This is a genomic window from Streptomyces sp. NPDC051740 (assembly GCF_044453165.1).
Classification (GTDB): Bacteria; Actinomycetota; Actinomycetes; order Streptomycetales; family Streptomycetaceae; genus Streptomyces; species Streptomyces atrovirens.
On sequence record NZ_JBITCL010000013.1, the window covers coordinates 58,340 to 76,072 of the forward strand.

13 protein-coding genes and 1 tRNA gene are annotated in these 17,733 nt (G+C 71.7%); 11 read left to right on the forward strand and 3 right to left on the reverse strand.

Going from position 1 to position 17,733, the window contains the following annotated elements:
- Positions 1 to 9: 9 nt before the first annotated feature.
- The 4 genes from ACIA6T_RS22155 to ACIA6T_RS22170 all read left to right on the forward strand — a co-directional run bounded on the left by ACIA6T_RS22155 (position 10) and on the right by ACIA6T_RS22170 (position 4,045).
- Positions 10 to 609, forward strand: coding sequence for a hypothetical protein (locus ACIA6T_RS22155; protein WP_399448179.1), 600 nt, complete (start codon positions 10 to 12; stop codon positions 607 to 609).
- A 100-nt stretch (positions 610 to 709) separates the two neighbouring features.
- Positions 710 to 3,445 (forward strand): Tat pathway signal sequence domain protein, encoded by a 2,736-nt coding sequence (locus tag ACIA6T_RS22160; RefSeq protein WP_399448180.1) that lies wholly within the window; start codon positions 710 to 712, stop codon positions 3,443 to 3,445.
- A gap of 36 nt (positions 3,446 to 3,481) precedes the next feature.
- Entirely contained in the window at positions 3,482 to 3,931 is a 450-nt protein-coding gene (locus ACIA6T_RS22165) for an SRPBCC family protein (protein WP_399448182.1), read from the forward strand.
- A gap of 39 nt (positions 3,932 to 3,970) precedes the next feature.
- Positions 3,971 to 4,045, forward strand: a tRNA-Val gene (locus ACIA6T_RS22170).
- 133 nt (positions 4,046 to 4,178) lie between these two features.
- On the opposite strand, the gene ACIA6T_RS22175 is transcribed toward ACIA6T_RS22170, so the two are convergent.
- Positions 4,179 to 4,904 (reverse strand): 3'-5' exonuclease, encoded by a 726-nt coding sequence (locus ACIA6T_RS22175; RefSeq protein ID WP_385049169.1) that lies wholly within the window; start codon positions 4,902 to 4,904, stop codon positions 4,179 to 4,181.
- Positions 4,905 to 5,072: 168 nt separating this feature from the next.
- Here ACIA6T_RS22175 and ACIA6T_RS22180 point away from each other — a divergent pair, with 168 nt between their 5' ends.
- From ACIA6T_RS22180 to ACIA6T_RS22195, 4 genes are all read left to right on the forward strand, one after another.
- Entirely contained in the window at positions 5,073 to 5,639 is a 567-nt protein-coding gene (locus tag ACIA6T_RS22180) for a DUF4365 domain-containing protein (RefSeq protein WP_399448183.1), read from the forward strand.
- On the forward strand, positions 5,636 to 6,871 hold the full coding sequence (locus ACIA6T_RS22185; RefSeq protein ID WP_399448184.1) for a hypothetical protein: 1,236 nt from the start codon (positions 5,636 to 5,638) through the stop codon (positions 6,869 to 6,871). Before ACIA6T_RS22180 ends, ACIA6T_RS22185 begins: the two co-directional genes overlap by 4 nt.
- A gap of 233 nt (positions 6,872 to 7,104) precedes the next feature.
- A complete protein-coding gene (gene thrS, locus ACIA6T_RS22190; RefSeq protein WP_399448185.1) occupies positions 7,105 to 9,081 on the forward strand; it encodes a threonine--tRNA ligase in 1,977 nt (658 codons plus the stop codon).
- 82 nt (positions 9,082 to 9,163) lie between these two features.
- Positions 9,164 to 9,709, forward strand: coding sequence for an HIT family protein (locus tag ACIA6T_RS22195; protein ID WP_399448186.1), 546 nt, complete (start codon positions 9,164 to 9,166; stop codon positions 9,707 to 9,709).
- A 177-nt stretch (positions 9,710 to 9,886) separates the two neighbouring features.
- Here the strand turns inward: ACIA6T_RS22195 and ACIA6T_RS22200 are convergent, their stop codons facing one another.
- Positions 9,887 to 11,542 carry a hypothetical protein gene (locus ACIA6T_RS22200; protein ID WP_399448187.1) on the reverse strand — a complete coding sequence of 552 codons (1,656 nt, stop codon included), beginning with the start codon at positions 11,540 to 11,542 and terminating at the stop codon, positions 9,887 to 9,889.
- Positions 11,543 to 11,760: 218 nt separating this feature from the next.
- Positions 11,761 to 13,959: an elongation factor G-like protein EF-G2 gene (locus tag ACIA6T_RS22205; RefSeq protein ID WP_399448188.1), complete on the reverse strand. Its 2,199-nt coding sequence runs from the start codon at positions 13,957 to 13,959 to the stop codon at positions 11,761 to 11,763.
- 957 nt (positions 13,960 to 14,916) lie between these two features.
- Here ACIA6T_RS22205 and pgsA point away from each other — a divergent pair.
- Genes pgsA through ACIA6T_RS22220 form a run of 3 tightly spaced genes read left to right on the forward strand, consistent with a single transcriptional unit; the run spans position 14,917 to position 17,686 of the window.
- On the forward strand, positions 14,917 to 15,588 hold the full coding sequence (gene pgsA, locus ACIA6T_RS22210) for a phosphatidylinositol phosphate synthase (protein ID WP_073933755.1): 672 nt from the start codon (positions 14,917 to 14,919) through the stop codon (positions 15,586 to 15,588).
- Positions 15,585 to 16,526 (forward strand): phosphatidylinositol mannoside acyltransferase, encoded by a 942-nt coding sequence (locus ACIA6T_RS22215; protein ID WP_399448189.1) that lies wholly within the window; start codon positions 15,585 to 15,587, stop codon positions 16,524 to 16,526. Before pgsA ends, ACIA6T_RS22215 begins: the two co-directional genes overlap by 4 nt.
- Complete coding sequence (locus tag ACIA6T_RS22220; RefSeq protein WP_399448190.1) at positions 16,523 to 17,686, forward strand: glycosyltransferase family 4 protein; 1,164 nt, start codon at positions 16,523 to 16,525, stop codon at positions 17,684 to 17,686. The genes ACIA6T_RS22215 and ACIA6T_RS22220 overlap by 4 nt, the downstream gene beginning before the upstream one ends.
- Positions 17,687 to 17,733 lie beyond the last annotated feature (47 nt).

Below are 17,733 nucleotides of genomic sequence, written 5' to 3' on the forward strand. Positions count from 1 at the left end.
GCGGTCACCATGGCGCAAGCACGCGTGAAGGCGCGCACCTCGCGCAGGGAGTCGGTCTTCGGCGAGCGCTTCTCGGTCTTCGCCGAGTGCCTGCTCACCGGCGTGTGGATCGCCGTGGCCTGTCTCGGGGTCGTCACCTACCCCGCGGCCTTCGCCGCCGGCGCGCGGCATCTGCGGCGCCGTACCACCCACCAGGGCGGCGGCCTGCGGGAGTTCGTCACGGACTTCCGCACGGCCGTGCGCGGCGGGTGGGCCGTCGGGCTCGCCGGGTGGGCGGTGGCCGTCGCGGTCTGGGTGGACGTCCTGGCCGCCCGGGCCGGGCTGCCCGGCGGGCCGCTCGTCGGGGCCGTCGGCGTCTTCGTGCTGATCGGGGCCGCCGTGGCCCTGTTGCGGGCGGCCGCCCTCTGGGCGCCCGGCACCCCCTGGCGGGCACTGCTCGCGGACGCCGGCCGCCGGACCGTGCTCGATCCCGCCGGGTCCTTCCTGGTCGTCTGCGGGCTGGCCGTCGTGGCCCTGTCCGCCTGGTTCGTCCCGCCGCTGGCGGTCCCCGTCCTGGGGGCCGTCGCGGCGGCGGCCGTCGCCGTGGAGACGCGGTACCGGCACCGCTGAGAGGCGGTGCCCCTCTTTCCAGGCCGGCGCTTCGGCGCCGCGCCTCTCTCTGTCATGCCCTTGACATCACCTTGCAGTGTCGCAACGGAAAGGAAAGGCCATGTCCCCCATCCCCCGCAGATCCCTGCTCAAGGCGGCCGCCGTCGCCGGAGCCGCCGCCCAGTTCAGCTGGGCCCTGGGAACACAGAACGCCGCCGCCGCGCCCCGCGCGGAAGCCGCCGACGCCGACCCGGTGACGCTCGACTGGCTGGAGGACGGCGGCCTCGGCGCGGCCCCCGGCTCCACCGTCGGCGTGCCCTGGCCCAAGGGCGCCCACCAGGAGGACCAGACCTTCGCGCTGACCGACGCCGACGGAAAGTCCGTCCCCGTCCAGTCCTGGCCGCTCGCCTACTGGCCCGACGGTTCCCTCAAGTGGACCGCGCACGCCGTGAGTTCGGGCTCCGGCAAGCTCACCCTGACCACCGGGGCGCCCGCGGCGCCCGAGGAGAAGGTCACCGTCGACAAGCGCGGCGGCACCATCGACATCTCCACCGGTGTCATCACCGCCAGGATCGGCACGTCCGGCTCCACGATCGTCAAGTCGGTCCGTCGCGGCTCGACCGAGATCGCCCGCGACGGCCGCCTCGTCGTACTGCGCCAGCCCGAGTACGAGGACGGCGACCAGACCACCGCCAGGACCGAGCGCTTCGACGGCGCCATCTCCGACGTCACCGTCGAGCAGGAGGGCCCCGTCCGCGCGGTCGTCCGCGTCGACGGCAAGCACCGCAAGGGCCGGCGCGACCTGCTGCCCTTCTCCATCCGCCTCTACTTCTACGCCGGCGCCGACTCCTTCCGCATGGTGCACACCATCACCTACGACGGAAAGCAGGAGCCCGGCAAGGCCAGTGGCGACTTCATCCGGGGCCTCGGCGTCCGCTTCACCGTCCCCATGCGCGACGAGTCCTACGACCGCCACATCCGCCTCGGCGGCGAGGGCACCGGCCTGCTCCGCGAAGCCGTCAAGGGCATCACCGGACTGCGCCGCGACCCGGGAGCCGCCGTCCAGGCCGCCCAGTTCGCCGGCGAGAAGCTGCCCGACCCCGCCACCTGGGACCAGCGGGTCACCACCCGCCTGCAGTACATCCCCGAATGGGGCGACTACACCCTCTCCCAGCTCTCCGCCGACGGCTTCACCCTGCGCAAGCGCACCAAGAAGGGCCACGGCTGGATCGGCGCCGGCGGCGGCCGGCGCGCCTCCGGCTTCGGTTACGTCGGCGGCGTCACCGGCGGCCTCTCCTTCGGCCTGCGCGACTTCTGGGAGAAGCACCCCGCCCAGCTCGACATCCGCGACGCCCAGACCGACGAGGCCGAGGTCACCCTCTGGCTCTGGTCACCCGAGGCCCAGCCCATGGACCTGCGCTTCTACCACGACGGCATGGGTCAGGACACCTTCCCCGAACAGCTCGAGGGCCTCAACATCACCTACGAGGACTACGAGCCCGGTTTCGGCACCCCGTACGGCATCGCCCGCACCTCCGAACTCCTCTTCTGGGCCAACGAGTCCACCCCGAGCGCCGACAGGCTCGCCGAACAGGTCGAGGCGGTCCGCGTCCTCCCGCAGCTCGCCGCCCCGCCCAAGCAGCTCATCGCCGCGGGCGTCTTCGGCAAGGGCCTGTTCGCCGAACCGGACCGCTCCACCCCCGCCAAGGCCAGGATCGAGGACCACCTCGACTTCCTCTTCACCTACTACAAGGACCAGGTGGAGCAGCGCCGCTGGTACGGCTTCTGGGACTACGGCGACATCATGCACACCTACGACACCGTGCGGCACCAGTGGCGGTACGACGTCGGCGGCTACGCCTGGGACAACTCCGAGCTCTCACCCGACCTGTGGCTCTGGTACGCGTACCTGCGCTCCGGCCGCGCCGACATCTTCCGCTTCGCCGAGGCGATGACCCGCCACACCGGCGAGGTCGACGTCTACCACATCGGCAAGTGGGCCGGCCTCGGCACCCGCCACGGCGTCCAGCACTTCGCCGACAGCGCCAAGCAGCAGCGCATCGCCAACACCACCTACCGGCGCTACTACTACTTCCTCACCGCGGACGAACGCGTCGGCGACCTCATGCACGCCAACGTCGACTCCGACGAGACCTTCCTGGTCCTCGACCCCATCCGCAAGATCCGCACCGAGCCGTACACGCCGGACCGCAACGCCCTGTCGATCGGCTTCGGCACCGACTGGAGCGGACTGGTCTCCGCCTGGCTCACCGAGTGGGAACGCAGGGGCCCGAAGTGGGAGAAGGCCAAGGCCCGCGTGCTCTCCACCATGGAGACCATCGCCGCCCAGCCCAACGGCTTCGTCCAGGGCACCGGCCTGTACGACCTCGACACCGGGAGGTTCGCGATCGCGGACGAACCCGTGGTGGGCGTCTCCCACCTGTCGGCCGTCTTCGGCCTCAACGAACTCTGCGCCGAACTCATCGACCTCGTCGACATGCCGAAGTTCAACGAGGCGTACTACGACTACTGCCGCTACTTCAACGCCAGCAAGACGGAACAGGCCGCCCGCTACGGCTCCAACTTCGGCAGCCTGATCCTCTTCCAGGGCCACTCCCGCCTCGACGCCTACGCCGCCGTACAGACCGGCGACGAGAAGCTGGCCGAGAGGGCCTGGCAGAAGTTCTACAACTCCGACGGCTACAAGGAGTCGGCACCCTGGAAGACCGAGAAGGTCAGCGGCCCGACGGCCCTGGTCGCCGGCAGTGAGGCCACCTGGGTGTCCACCAACGACACCGCGCTCTACGGCCTCGCCGCCATCGAGCTGCTGTCGCTGCTCGGGGACCGGATGCCGTAGACGCACACAACGGGCGCGGACGGGAACACGACGTCCATGGACTGGAACCATCACCGCTTCCGCAGTCTGTGGACCCTGTCCGCGCCCGCCCCGGTGGTCTACCGGGTCCTGGAACGGATCGAGGACTACCCCCTGTGGTGGCCCCAGGTACGGGACGTCACCCGGCTCGACGACACCAGCGGGATCATCACGATCCGCTCCCTCCTGCCGTACGACCTGACCTCGACCGTGCGGGAGGGCCGACGCGACCCGGAGACCGGGATCCTGGAGGCCGGCCTCTCCGGCGACATCGACGGCTGGGCCCGCTGGACCGTCACCGGCCTGGGGCCCCACGGCTGCCTCGCCCACTACGAGCAGGAGGTCGACGTCCGCAAACCACTGCTGCGCCTGCTCGCCGTGCCCGGACGGCCCGTCTTCCGCGCCAACCACGCGCTGATGATGCGGGCCGGCCGGCGCGGCCTGGCCGCCCACCTGGAAGCGGTTTGAAGGAACCGTCCCCGGACCTGTATTGTTCAGTGCGTTCCCGGGCGATTAGCTCAGTGGGAGAGCGCTTCGTTCACACCGAAGAGGTCACTGGTTCGAACCCAGTATCGCCCACCATGTCGATGGCGGCTCGTGCCTGCGGAAAGCGCAGGCGGAGTCGCCATCGTCCTTTCTGCGCGGCTGCGCCGCGGGTGGCGGGGGCTCCGCCACCCGCACCCCCTTTTCCTGAGTACACCGCAGGTTCCCAGGCTCATGCCGCCGCCGAAAGATCCGGACGCAGTGGCCACGCCGGGTCCACCACCTCGTCCGTGCCCGTGCGCGCGAACCACGCCTGCAGCCCCCGCGCCTGCGCCGCGTGCCACACCGCCTGCAAGGGGTGCAGCTCGGCGGGGGACAGCCGTTCCAGCCGGGACGCGAAACGCCGCCCCACCGCCCGGGTCACCTCCAGCGCGGCCGTCGCGTCCGCCGCCGCGTCGTGCGCCCCCTCCAGGGCGACGCCGTAGTGCGCGCACAGATCGGTCAGCGTGCGCCGGCCCTTGCGATAGCGGTCCAGATGCTTGTCCAGCACCCACGGGTCCAGCACCAGCAGCGGCGTCCGCTCGAACCAGCGGCCCAGCGACGACGCGCGATGCCGGCGCAACTCCCGGTCCAGCAGCGTCAGATCGAACGGCGCGTTCATCACCACCAGCGGCCGGCCCACCCTGGCCTGCTCCGCCAGCGCCTGAGCCATCTCGTACATCACCGGCGCCGGCCAGCGGCCGTTGCGCTGCAGATGATCGTCCGTCAGCCCGTGCACCTCCGTCGCCGCGGCCGGCACCGGCACCCCCGGATTCACCAGCCAACGGGTCACCCGCGGCCGGGCGCCCGGCGCGTCCTGCACGACGAGGGCGGCCGACACGATCCGGTCGGTCTCGACGTCCACACCCGTCGTCTCCGTGTCGAAAGCGGCCAACGGCCCTTCGTACCAGCACGCCATACCCAACAACCCCTCGCTCACCGTCGGCAGTCGACGCACCGTCCGCTGCCCGATCCGGTGATACCCGGCCTGTTTGCGCCGTACGCCGGAAGGAGACAACAGGAGTACGGGTCTTTGCAGTTCAACGACCCGCAGCGGGGAAACACTTGTTCTGGAAGGCTGTTGGTCATGGCCATCGCGCAGCCCGAACGGGGCGGGCTGCTGCCCGAGCGCACGCCACCCACTCGCGGGACTCTCGCCACCACCGCCTGCATGGAGACACTGCAGGTCGGCTATCTGCACGCCGTCGCCGCCGCCGCGGGCTGCTCACTGTCCCAGCCGTTCCCGGACAACGGCATCGACTGGCACGTCAGCCACAGCGCCGCCGGGCACGTCGTCGACGACGAGGTCACCATCAAGGTGCAGCTCAAGGCGACCTACCAGCTCCGCCCCCACCCGCCGGGCCGCTCCTTCTCCTTCACGCTGGACAACGCGCACCTGGAGAAGCTCGCCCGCACCCCGGTCTCGGTGCACAAGATCCTGGTCGTCATGATCGTGCCGCGCTCCCAGGGCGACTGGCTGCGCGCCGGACACGACCGGCTCGACCTGCGGCACTGCTGCTACTGGACCAACCTCGCCGGACACCCGGTCACCGGCCGGCGCCGCACCACCGTACGGATCCCCACCTCACGCATCTTCGACGACCGGGCGCTGTGCGAGATCATGACGCGGGTCGGGACGGGAGGAAAACCGTGACGCACCGCCCGACCGGGGAACCCTTGAGGTCCGTACGCCCGCATCCCGCCGACGCCGCCCACGACGGCCGGCCGCCCGAGCCCGCCGACATCGACCCCGCCGTGCTCACCGCCCTCCTGCACCGGCACGGCTGGCAGCGGCGCGGCGGCGCCGTCGGACGCTACGGCCGCTGGACCCCGCCCGGACCCGGCACCGGCACCAGCCTGCTGGTACCGGCGAGCCGCGCCTTCCCCGACAGCGAGGACCTGCTCACCGAGGCCCTGCAGGCGCTGTCCCGCAGCGGCACGCCCTCCGCCCGCGAGATCCTGCTCGCCCTCGCCGTACCCGGCGACGAGATCCACTGGTGGCGCGACATACCGGCGGGACCCGGCGGCGCCACCGCCTGGACCGCGGAGGAACAGCTGCGCTCCGCCGCCCGCCGGACCCTCCTCGCCGCCGCACTCGCCACCCGGGCACGAGCCGGCTTCCACGGCGCCCGGCACCGCCGCCAGGCCGCCGCCGCACTGGACGCCGTCCTCGTCGGGCCCGCACCCGGCGGACGCCGGCTGACCGCCTTCGCCCCCGTCACCACCGGCCGCTCCCTCTCCGTACGCCTCCATCACGCCCTGTACGCCACGCGTGAGGCCATCGACTACCGCCGCGCCACCGGCGGCATGGACGCCTTCGACACGGCCGTCACGGCGGGCGTCAGCCATGAGCTCACGGAGGCCCTCGTCGCCCTGGTCCGGGGCACGGAGGGCGCCCGGATCGCCGTGGCCTGGGCCCCGGCGGCCGGTGTGCCCGAGGGCTGCGCCGCCGCCGCGGAACCCGTCGAGTTCTCACCCGGCGACCTGCCCGTGCTGCTCGAGGCCGGCCTGCGCTACCGGCGCGCGGAGCCGTCGATGACGGTGCGGATCACCGGCACGGTGGTCCGGATGCACAGGTCGGGGCACCGCGGCGAGGGCACGGTCCGGCTGCGCGTACTCGCCGGGGCCGAGGTCGGTCACGTCCGGATCGCACTCGGCGAGGAGGACTACCGCGTCGCCGGACACGCCCACCTCGTCGGACTGCCGGTGCGGGTGCGCGGGCGGCTGGAGAGCCGGGGCGGCTTCCGCCGGCTCACCGACGTCGGCGGGCTGGCACCGGTGCAGGTCGACGAGGCCGAGCGGGACCGGCTGATGAAGGCGCTCCAGGCGAACGCGGAGACCGCGGCCTTCTTCGGCGAGGCCTGCGGACCGGACTGCGAGGACTGACACCGGACCGTGGGCACTGACATCGGACCGCGGGCACTGACATCGGACCGCGGGGACTGATACCGGACCGCGGGGACTGATACCGGACCGCGGGGACTGATACCGGACCGCGGGGACTGATACCGGACCGCGGGGACTGATTTCGCGGTCGGCGGGCCCGGGTCGGTACGATCGCACCCATGCGTGCGCTCCGGTATGGCGCCGCGACCACAGCCTTCAGTCAGGAGAGACCGGTGTCAGACGTCCGTGTGATCATCCAACGCGATTCCGAGCGGGAAGAACGCGTGGTGACGACGGGCACTACGGCCGCCGAGCTCTTCGCCGGCGAGCGCTCGGTCATCGCCGCGCGCGTGGCCGGTGAGCTCAAGGACCTCGCCTACGAGGTCAAGGACGGCGAGACCGTCGAGGGAGTGGAGATCTCCTCCGAGGACGGTCTGAACATCCTGCGCCACTCCACCGCGCACGTCATGGCCCAGGCCGTGCAGGAGCTGTTCCCCGAGGCCAAGCTGGGCATCGGCCCGCCCGTCAAGGACGGCTTCTACTACGACTTCGACGTCGAGAAGCCCTTCCACCCCGATGACCTCAAGGCCATCGAGAAGAAGATGCAGGAGATCCAGAAGCGCGGGCAGAGGTTCTCCCGCCGTGTGGTCACCGACGAGGCCGCCCGCGAGGAGCTCGCCGACGAGCCGTACAAGCTGGAGCTGATCGGCCTCAAGGGCTCCGCCTCGCACGACGACGGCGCGGACGTCGAGGTCGGCGCCGGCGAGCTGACGATCTACGACAACCTGGACGCCAAGACCGGCGAGCTGTGCTGGAAGGACCTCTGCCGGGGCCCCCACCTGCCCACCACCCGGAACATCCCGGCCTTCAAGCTGATGCGCAACGCCGCCGCCTACTGGCGCGGCAGCGAGAAGAACCCGATGCTCCAGCGCATCTACGGCACCGCCTGGCCGACCAAGGACGAGCTGAAGGCCCACCTGGAGTTCCTCGCCGAGGCCGAGAAGCGCGACCACCGCAAGCTCGGCTCCGAGCTGGACCTGTTCTCCATCCCGGAGCAGATCGGCTCCGGCCTCGCCGTCTTCCACCCCAAGGGCGGCATCATCCGCCGGGTCATGGAGGACTACTCGCGGCGCCGCCACGAGGAGGAGGGCTACGAGTTCGTCTACACCCCGCACGCGACGAAGGGGAAGCTCTTCGAGACCTCGGGCCACCTGGACTGGTACGCCGACGGCATGTACCCGCCCATGCAGCTCGACGAGGGCGTGGACTACTACCTCAAGCCCATGAACTGCCCGATGCACAACCTGATCTTCGACGCGCGCGGCCGCTCGTACCGTGAACTGCCGCTGCGGCTCTTCGAGTTCGGCACCGTGTACCGGTACGAGAAGTCGGGCGTGGTGCACGGCCTGACCCGGGCCCGCGGCTTCACCCAGGACGACGCGCACATCTACTGCACCCGCGAGCAGATGTCGGAGGAGCTCGACAAGACGCTCACCTTCGTGCTGAACCTGCTGCGCGACTACGGTCTGAACGACTTCTACCTGGAGCTGTCCACCAAGGACCCGGAGAAGTTCGTCGGCTCCGACGAGGCCTGGGAGGAGGCCACGGAGACGCTGCGCCAGGTCGCCGAGAAGCAGAACCTGGAGCTCGTGGCGGACCCGGGCGGCGCCGCCTTCTACGGCCCGAAGATCTCCGTCCAGGCCAAGGACGCCATCGGCCGCACCTGGCAGATGTCGACCATCCAGCTCGACTTCAACCTGCCGGAGCGCTTCGACCTGGAGTACACCGGCGCGGACGGCTCCAAGACCCGCCCGGTCATGATCCACCGCGCGCTGTTCGGAAGCATCGAGCGGTTCTTCGCGGTGCTCCTGGAGCACTACGCGGGCGCGTTCCCGGCGTGGCTCGCCCCGGTCCAGGCGATCGGCATCCCGATCGGCGACGCGCACGTCGAGTACCTGGAGAAGTTCGCGGACGCGGCCCGCAAGCAGGGGCTGCGTGTCGAGGTCGACTCCTCCTCGGACCGCATGCAGAAGAAGATCCGCAACGCCCAGAAGCAGAAGGTGCCCTTCATGGTCATCGCGGGCGACGAGGACATGGCCAACGGCGCCGTCTCCTTCCGCTACCGCGACGGCTCCCAGGAGAACGGCATCCCCGTCGACGAGGCCATCGCGAAGATCGCGAAGGTCGTCGAGGAGCGCACCCAGGTCTGACCGCGCGGATGACTCCGAGGCCCCCGGGAGCGATCCCGGGGGCCTTTTCCGCGGTCCTCCGGTGACGCCATATGCTGCACGCATGACGAGTGAGCCGGAGCAGCAGTGGGGAGTGGGCACGCAGGACGCGTTCCAGCGTCTGTGGACGCCCCACCGGATGGCGTACATCCAGGGCGAGAACAAGCCGAGCGGCCCGGGCGCCGACGACGGCTGCCCCTTCTGCTCCATTCCGGCCAAGTCCGACGAGGACGGGCTGATCCTGCGGCGCGGCGAGCGGGTCTACGCGGTGCTCAACCTCTACCCGTACACGGGCGGCCATCTGATGACCGTGCCGTACCGGCACGTGGCCGACTACACGGACCTCACCGCGGAGGAGACGGCGGAGCTCGCCGAGCTCACCAAGCAGGCGATGACGGCACTGCGTACCGCGTCGGGCGCGCACGGCTTCAACATCGGCATGAACCAGGGCACGGTCGCGGGGGCGGGCATCGCCGCCCACCTCCACCAGCACGTCGTCCCCCGCTGGGGCGGCGACACGAACTTCATGCCGGTGGTCGGCCACACGAAGATCCTGCCCCAGCTCCTGGCGGACACGAGGAAGATGCTGTCGGAGGCGTGGCCGACGTAACTGCGGGCAATCGTGTCTCCCCCAGTGCCTCAAGGGCCTGGGAGGCACCCCCAGGGCGGCACGGGTGGGCGGTGGGGGCACCTCCCGCGCGAGCGGAGCCGAGCGTGGGGGAGGCACCTCGTCAGCGCCGAGCCGCGCACCCACCCCCGCCCAGCCACAACCCGCCGTACGTGACGCTCACGCGTCGTAGACATCCGCCTTCCGAGGCGAAGCATCCTGCACCGCCGTGCTGAGGAACGACGACCGCGACCCGAACTTCTCCGTGTCCACCCCGTTCTCCTCCAGCACCTTGATCGCGGCGGAGTGCACCACCCGCAGCACAGGCGCGGCCGCCCGCAACGCGTCGTCCGCCATGAACCGGTGCCGCCACGGCTTGTCCGCCCACGCGTGCCGCAGACCGAACGGCTCCGGCAGGCTCAGCTTGCCGCCCAGCCAGTACAGCAGCGGCGGGTACCAGGTCAGCGGCGCCCGGGCGGCCAGGCGCACCACCTCGTCCGAGTCGACCAGCGGGAGCTTCACCTTCCGGGTCTCCCAGAACCTGATCGACTTCTGGACCTCCTTCTCCTTGGCCGCCGGCTTGCTGGTGAACAGCGAGTGCACCGGCCCCAGCGCGTGCCCGGTGACCTCGATGCGCAGCGTCTCGTGCAGCACGGTCACGGTGATCAGCATGGTGATCACCAGCTGGCCGTCCCACAGCGTCCACTGCACACCCAGATAGTGCCGGTCGCCCGCGCCGAACTGCTGCTTGTTGCAGATGTCCTGTATGGCGTGCGACTTGACCTGGTACGCCTCGACGTCCGTGCCCTCGGGCCGGGAGACCGAGTCGGCGTTCTCACCGATGGGGGTGACGATCCAGTGCCGTACCGACGGCTTGGGGAAGCCGCCGGTGTGCAGCGGCCCGCGCTCCAGCATCCGCAGCCGGTCGTGGATGGACTTGACGACGTCCCAGCTGCGGAACGGGTTGATCTCCCGGTCCGGGTCGGCGGGCACCAGCTCCTCGGCGAGCTGCCAGCTGCCCCAGCGGGTGCCCATGCCGAGTATGCCCTTGGGCCCGGCGTAGAAGACGGAGTTGGACTGCTGTTCGGCGCTGAGCCGGGCCAGGGACTGGCGCAGTTGCTCGGCGGCCGTCTCGCCGGGGCTGCTCGGCACCGCCTCGGGCACCTTGGCGCCGATGCTGCTGCCGGAGAGCAGGCCGCTCCAGCGCTCGCGCAGGTCCCTCGCCGTGCGCTCGCAGATCTGCTTGGCCCAGAACCAGCCCAGCACCGGGGCGACGACCGCCGCGCGCGCGTACCAGCCCCAGAACCCGTCGAACGGCATGCGGATCAGGAACAGCACGGCGAGGGCGCCCACCGCGACCAGCAGGGTGGTGGCCAGCGCGCCCGCCCGCTTGTCCTCCCGCCTGGACATCGTCGTACGGATCTGGAAGACCAGCAGCCACACCAGCAGCCCCGGCAGGAAGAGCAGCCCGCACAGGACCATGACGGCGCTCAGCCAGTTGTCCCGCTCACGGCGGATGCGGTGCGCCGCCAGCGAGTGCTCGACCACCACCTGCGGCTGGGTGCCGAAGGACTGGATGAGCGGCGCGCGGCCGGAGCCGAGCATCCGGTCGATGATCGCCCTGGAGTACGCCTCGCCCAGGTTCGGCCGGAACAGCTTCAGCCTGGGTGCGCTCACGGCCGACTTGTGCCACTCGTTGTTGGCCTTGAGTATCTCCTCGGCCTCGTTGTCCCGGTAGGCCGCCGAGGCCAGCGCGAACGTCGGCGTCTGCCCCTCGTCGCCCGTGCGCGGCACCTGCGGACCGAAGAAATCCGCGTAACCGCTCTCAACGGTCATTCCCGCCCCCGATCGCCGCGACTGTCGTCTTGCGGCCTTCCCGACTTCCTTGCTGCGCACACCTGTTGATCAGGTATTCAGCGTATCCGTACCCGCCGTCGTCCGTCGGCGGACGGCCGAAGCCGTCCGCCACCACGGAGTGAAGCACTCCGAAGTCGTCCTGGTACGAGGGGCGTACGCGGGCGCCCGCCGGGTCTCCCGGGGGCGCCCGTCGCCGGTTACGAGGCGGTACGCGCCTCTTCCTTGACCCGTTCCGCCACGTTCGACGGCATGGGTTCGTGCCGCGCGTACCGGCGGCTGAACCGGGCGGTGCCGTGCGAGAGGGAGCGCAGGTCGACGGCGTACCGGCCGATCTCGATCTCGGGGACCTCGGCCTTGATGAGGGTGCGTCCGCCGGGTGACTGCTCGGTGCCGAGCACCCGGCCGCGCCGGCCGGACAGATCGCTCATCACGGGGCCGACGTAGCCGTCGCCGACCAGGACGCTCACCTCGGCCACCGGCTCCAGCAGATGGATCTTCGCGTCCGCGGCCGCCTCCCGCAGGGCCAGCGCGCCGGCCGTCTGGAACGCGGCGTCGGAGGAGTCCACGGAGTGCGCCTTGCCGTCGAGGAGCGTCACGCGGACGTCGACCAGCGGATGTCCCGCGGCGACTCCCTTCACGGCCTGGGCCCGTACGCCCTTCTCGACGGAGGGGATGAACTGACGCGGCACCGCGCCGCCGACCACCTTGTCGACGAACTCGACGCCCGAGCCGTTCGGCAGTGGCTCCACCTCGATCTCGCAGATGGCGAACTGCCCGTGTCCGCCGGACTGTTTGACGTGCCGGCCACGCCCGGCCGCCTTGCCGCCGAACGTCTCCCTGAGCGACACCCGGTGCGGTACGACGTCGACCTGGACGCCGTAGCGGCTGCGCAGCCGTTCCAGGGCCACCTCCGCGTGCGCCTCGCCCAGGCACCACAGCACCACCTGGTGGGTGTCCTGGTTCTGCTCCAGCCGCATCGTCGGGTCCTCGGCCACCAGCCGGGACAGGCCCTGCGAGAGCTTGTCCTCGTCGGGTTTGCTGTGCGCCTGGATGGCCAGCGGCAGCAGCGGGTCGGGCATCTCCCAGGGCTCCATGAGCAGCGGGTCGTCCTTGGCGGACAGGGTGTCGCCGGTCTCCGCGCGGCTGAGCTTCGCCACGCACGCGAGGTCGCCCGCGATGACGTGGGAGACGGGCCGCTGCTGTTTGCCGAACGGCGTGGACAGGGCGCCGATCCGCTCGTCCACGTCGTGGTCCTCGTGGCCCCGGTCTGCGAGCCCGTGTCCGGAGACGTGCACGGTCTGGTCGGCGCGCAGGGTGCCGGAGAAGAGCCGGATCAGGGAGAGCCGGCCGACGTACGGGTCGGAGGAGGTCTTCACGACCTCCGCGACCAGCGGGGCGTCCGGGTCGCACGGTTTCAGCTCGCGCGGCCTGCCGTCGACGGTGGTCACGCTCGGGGTGCCGTGCTCCAGCGGGGTCGGGAAGCCGCCGGTGACCAGCTCAAGGAGTTCGACCGTGCCGAGTCCCTGGCGGGCGCCGTCGGCGGCCGGGGCGGCGGCCAGGACGGGGAAGAACACCCCGCGCGCGACCGCCCGCTCCAGGTCCTCGATCAGCGTCCTGACGTCGACCTGCTCGCCTCCGAGATAGCGGTCCATGAGGGTCTCGTCCTCGCTCTCGGCGATGATCCCCTCGATGAGCCGGCCGCGGGCCTCCTCGATCAGCGGGAGCTGGTCCTCGCCGGGCTCGGACTCCTTGCGTTCGCCGGTGGAGTAGTCGAACAGCTTCCGCGACAGCAGTCCGGTCAGACCCGTCACGGGCGCGTGTCCGTCGGGCCCCTCCGGGCCGTGCAGCGGCAGGTACAGCGGCAGCACGGCGTCGGGGTCGTCGCCGCCGAACGTCTCCGCGCAGACGCGGGTCATCTCCTCGAAGTCCGCGCGGGCCGCCTCCAGGTGCGTGACGACGATGGCGCGCGGCATGCCGACCGCCGCGCACTCGTCCCACACCATGCGGGTCGAGCCGTCCACGCCGTCCGAGGCCGAGACGACGAAGAGGGCCGCGTCCGCCGCCCGCAGACCGGCCCTGAGGTCCCCGACGAAGTCGGCGTATCCGGGGGTGTCCAGAAGGTTGACCTTGATGCCGTCCCATTCGAGGGGCACCAGGGAGAGCTGTACGGAGCGCTGCTGCCGGTGCTCGATGTCGTCGTAGTCGGAGACGGTGCCGCCGTCCTCCACACGGCCCGCCCGGTTCACCGCCCCCGCGGTCAGCGCGAGGGCCTCCACCAGGGTCGTCTTGCCCGATCCGGAGTGGCCGACCAGCACCACATTCCGTACGGACGTGGGGTGGCCGGCCGCCTGCGCCCTGCCGGCGGCTCCGGGGTGTGTGTGCGCCTTGTCGCCCATGATCCTGCCTCCCGTGCACGGTGAGGTCACTGTGGGCGCGGACCCGCGGAATCCGCGTGCGGTGCGGCTCCGGCGACGCCCGCGGTCCTTCGAGCTTTCCACTCCCGTCACGGCGCGTCCATACGAACGACGCGATCCCGACGCCCGTCCCTGCTCACGGCGGTGCGGACCGCGTCGCCGGCCAGGGCCTGCCCGGCGGCCGAGCCGGAGGAAACCGGCGACGCCCCGCGGCCCGAACGCGCGGGGGCGACGGGGGTGCCCCCGCACGCGTGAGGTACCGCTGTCGTCTGACCTCCAGATCGGCCCGGGGGAACAGGTGCCCCCGCGCGCGTGAGGTACCGCTTGAGCGGAGCCGGGAGCCGGGAGCCGGGAGCCGGGAGCGGGGCAGCGGGGGAGCGCGCGCAGCCGCAAGGCGGGGGAGGGAGCCGACGAGACGGGGTCCCTCCCGCGCGGCGGAGATCTTCCCGCTCGAGCGAAGCCGAGCGTGGGGGAGCCGGAGAGTGACGACAACGCGGCTCGGGGGCACCCCCTTCAGGCAGTGGGGGAGCGCGTACCGGGGGCCCCGCGCCCGCGGAGTGGTCCGCCGGACAGTCCCTGTCCCGCTCCCGCGCGGGCGTAGCGGGCCGACGAGGCGGCCGGCCGACGTCGACGCGTACGGTCCCGCTCCCGCGCGGGCACAGCGGGTGGCGGGTGGTGCGTGCCGGAGTGAGGGCATCGTGGTCCCGCTCCCGCGCGGGCGTGACGGGTGGGCATCGGTACCGTCCGGCGCCGATGCCGGTGAGTCCCGCCCTCGCGGGGGGCGTAGCGGGCGGCGTGCGCCAGTGTGAGGGCATCGTGACCCCGCTCCCGCGCGGGTGTACGGGTGCCCCGCCGTCGCCCGCGCGTGTGCGTGGCTACGATTGGGCCCGCCGGGTGGCCAGCAGGGGCCACGCGGCCCCACCGACCGTCGGGAAGGCCATGCTGAACAAGTACGCGCGTGCATTCTTCACGCGTGTCCTCACACCGTTCGCCGCGTTTCTCATCCGGCGGGGGGTCAGCCCCGACACGGTCACGCTCATCGGCACCGCGGGAGTGGTCGCGGGCGCGCTGGTCTTCTACCCCATGGGCGAGTTCTTCTGGGGCACGGTCGTGATCACGCTGTTCGTGTTCTCCGACCTCGTCGACGGCAACATGGCGCGCCAGCTGGGCCGCTCCAGCCGCTGGGGCGCCTTCCTGGACTCCACCCTGGACCGGGTCGCCGACGGCGCGATCTTCGGCGGCTTCGCCCTCTGGTACGCCGGGGGCGGCGACGACATCGCCCTGTGCGCGGTGTCGATCTTCTGCCTGGCCAGCGGCCAGGTGGTCTCGTACACCAAGGCGCGCGGCGAGTCGATCGGCCTGCCGGTCGCCGTCAACGGGCTCGTCGAGCGGGCCGAACGGCTGGTGGTCTCGCTGGTCGCGGCCGGTTTCGCGGGCCTGCACGCGTTCGGTGTACCCGGCATCCAGTACCTGTTGCCGGTCGCCCTGTGGATCGTCGCCGTCGGCAGCCTGGTCACGCTGATCCAGCGGGTGGTCACCGTGCGCCGTGAGTCCGCCGAGGTGGAGGCCGCGGAGCGGCAGGAGGCCCAGGGGAGCGAGGCCGCGAAGTGAGCGCCCAGGAGCGGCTGACCGACGCCCTGTACGGCGCCGGCTGGAGCACCGTCAAGAAACTCCCCGAGCCGGTCGCCGTGCGCCTCGGGAGGACCATCGCCGACCTCGCGTGGAAGCAGCGCGGCAAGGGCGTGCTCCGGCTGGAGAGCAACTACGCGCGCGTCGTGCCGGACGCGGGCCCGGAGCGGCTGGCCGAACTCTCCCGCGCGGGGATGCGGTCGTATCTGCGCTACTGGATGGAGTCCTTCCGGCTGCCCGCCTGGAGTCCCGAGCGCATCGCGGACGGCCTCGACGTCAAGGACCTCCACCACCTGACCGACGGCATGGCGGCCGGCAAGGGCGTCGTCCTGGCGCTGCCGCACCTCGCCAACTGGGACCTCGCCGGCGCCTGGGTCACCACGAAGCTCGGCATACCGTTCACCACCGTCGCCGAGCGGCTGAAGCCGGAGACGCTGTACGACCGTTTCGTCGCCTACCGCGAGGGCCTCGGCATGGAGGTGCTGCCGCACAGCGGCGGCTCCGTCTTCGGCACCCTGGCCCGGCGGCTGCGCGACGGCGGACTGGTCTGCCTGGTCGCCGACCGTGACCTGTCCGCCTCCGGTGTCGAAGTCGGCTTCTTCGGCGAGACCGCCCGGATGCCGGCCGGACCCGCCCTGCTCGCCCAGCAGACCGGGGCCCGGCTGCTGCCGGTGACCCTCTGGTACGACGACTCGCCGGTGATGCGGGGCCGGGTCCACCCACCGGTCGAGGTCCCCGGGGCAGGCACGCGCGCCGAAAAGACGTCTGTCATGACACAGGCGCTGGCCGACGCCTTCGCCACGGGGATCACCGACCATCCGGAGGACTGGCACATGCTGCAGCGCTTGTGGCTGAGGGACCTCGACCCCGCGCGGGACCCCGCGACCGCCCCCGGGCAGGACCGGAAGGGGACCTCGTGAGGATCGGCATCGTCTGCCCGTACTCCTGGGACGTGCCGGGAGGCGTCCAGTTCCACATCCGTGACCTGGCCGAGTACTTCATCCGGCTCGGTCACGAGGTGTCCGTCCTCGCCCCGGCCGACGACGACACCCCGCTGCCCCCGTACGTCGTCTCGGCGGGCCGCGCGGTGCCGGTGCCGTACAACGGCTCGGTGGCCCGGCTCAACTTCGGCTTCCTGTCCGCCGCGCGGGTACGGCGCTGGCTGCACGAGGGCGCCTTCGACGTCGTCCACATCCACGAGCCGACCTCGCCCTCGCTCGGCCTGCTGACCTGCTGGGCGGCCGAGGGGCCGATCGTCGCCACCTTCCACACCTCCAATCCGCGCTCCCGCGCGATGATCGCCGCGTACGCGATCCTCCAGGCCGCCCTGGAGAAGATCAGCGCGCGGATCGCGGTGAGCGAGTACGCCCGCCGCACCCTCGTCGAGCACCTGGGCGGCGACGCGGTGGTCATCCCGAACGGCGTCGACGTCGACTTCTTCGCCAAGGCCGAACCCAAGCCCGAGTGGCAGGGCGACACCATCGGCTTCATCGGCCGGATCGACGAGCCCCGCAAGGGCCTGCCGGTGCTGATGAAGGCCCTGCCGAAGATCCTCGCCGCCCGGCCGCGGACGCGGCTGCTGGTCGCCGGGCGCGGCGACGAGGAGGAGGCGGTCGAGTCGCTGCCCCGGGAGCTGCGCCCGCGCGTGGAGTTCCTCGGCATGGTCAGCGACGAGGACAAGGCCCGCTTCCTGCGCAGCGTCGACCTGTACGTGGCGCCCAACACCGGCGGGGAGAGCTTCGGCATCATCCTGGTCGAGGCGATGTCGGCGGGTGCGCCGGTGCTCGCCTCCGACCTGGACGCGTTCGCGCAGGTCCTCGACCAGGGAGCGGCGGGCGAGCTGTTCGCCAACGAGGACGCGGACGCGCTCGCCGAGGCGGCCGTACGGCTCCTGGGGGACCCGGAGCGCCGCGCGGAGCTCAGCGAACGCGGCAGCGCCCACGTCCGCCGCTTCGACTGGTCGACGGTCGGCGCGGACATCCTGTCGGTCTACGAGACGGTGACGACGGGCGCGGCGGCGGTGGCGACGGACGATCGCGCGACGGGCCTGCGGGCACGGTTCGGCCTGGCACGGGACTAGGGCCTGCCCGGACCGTTCCCGCCCGCCGCGCGACGCCCGGCACGTAC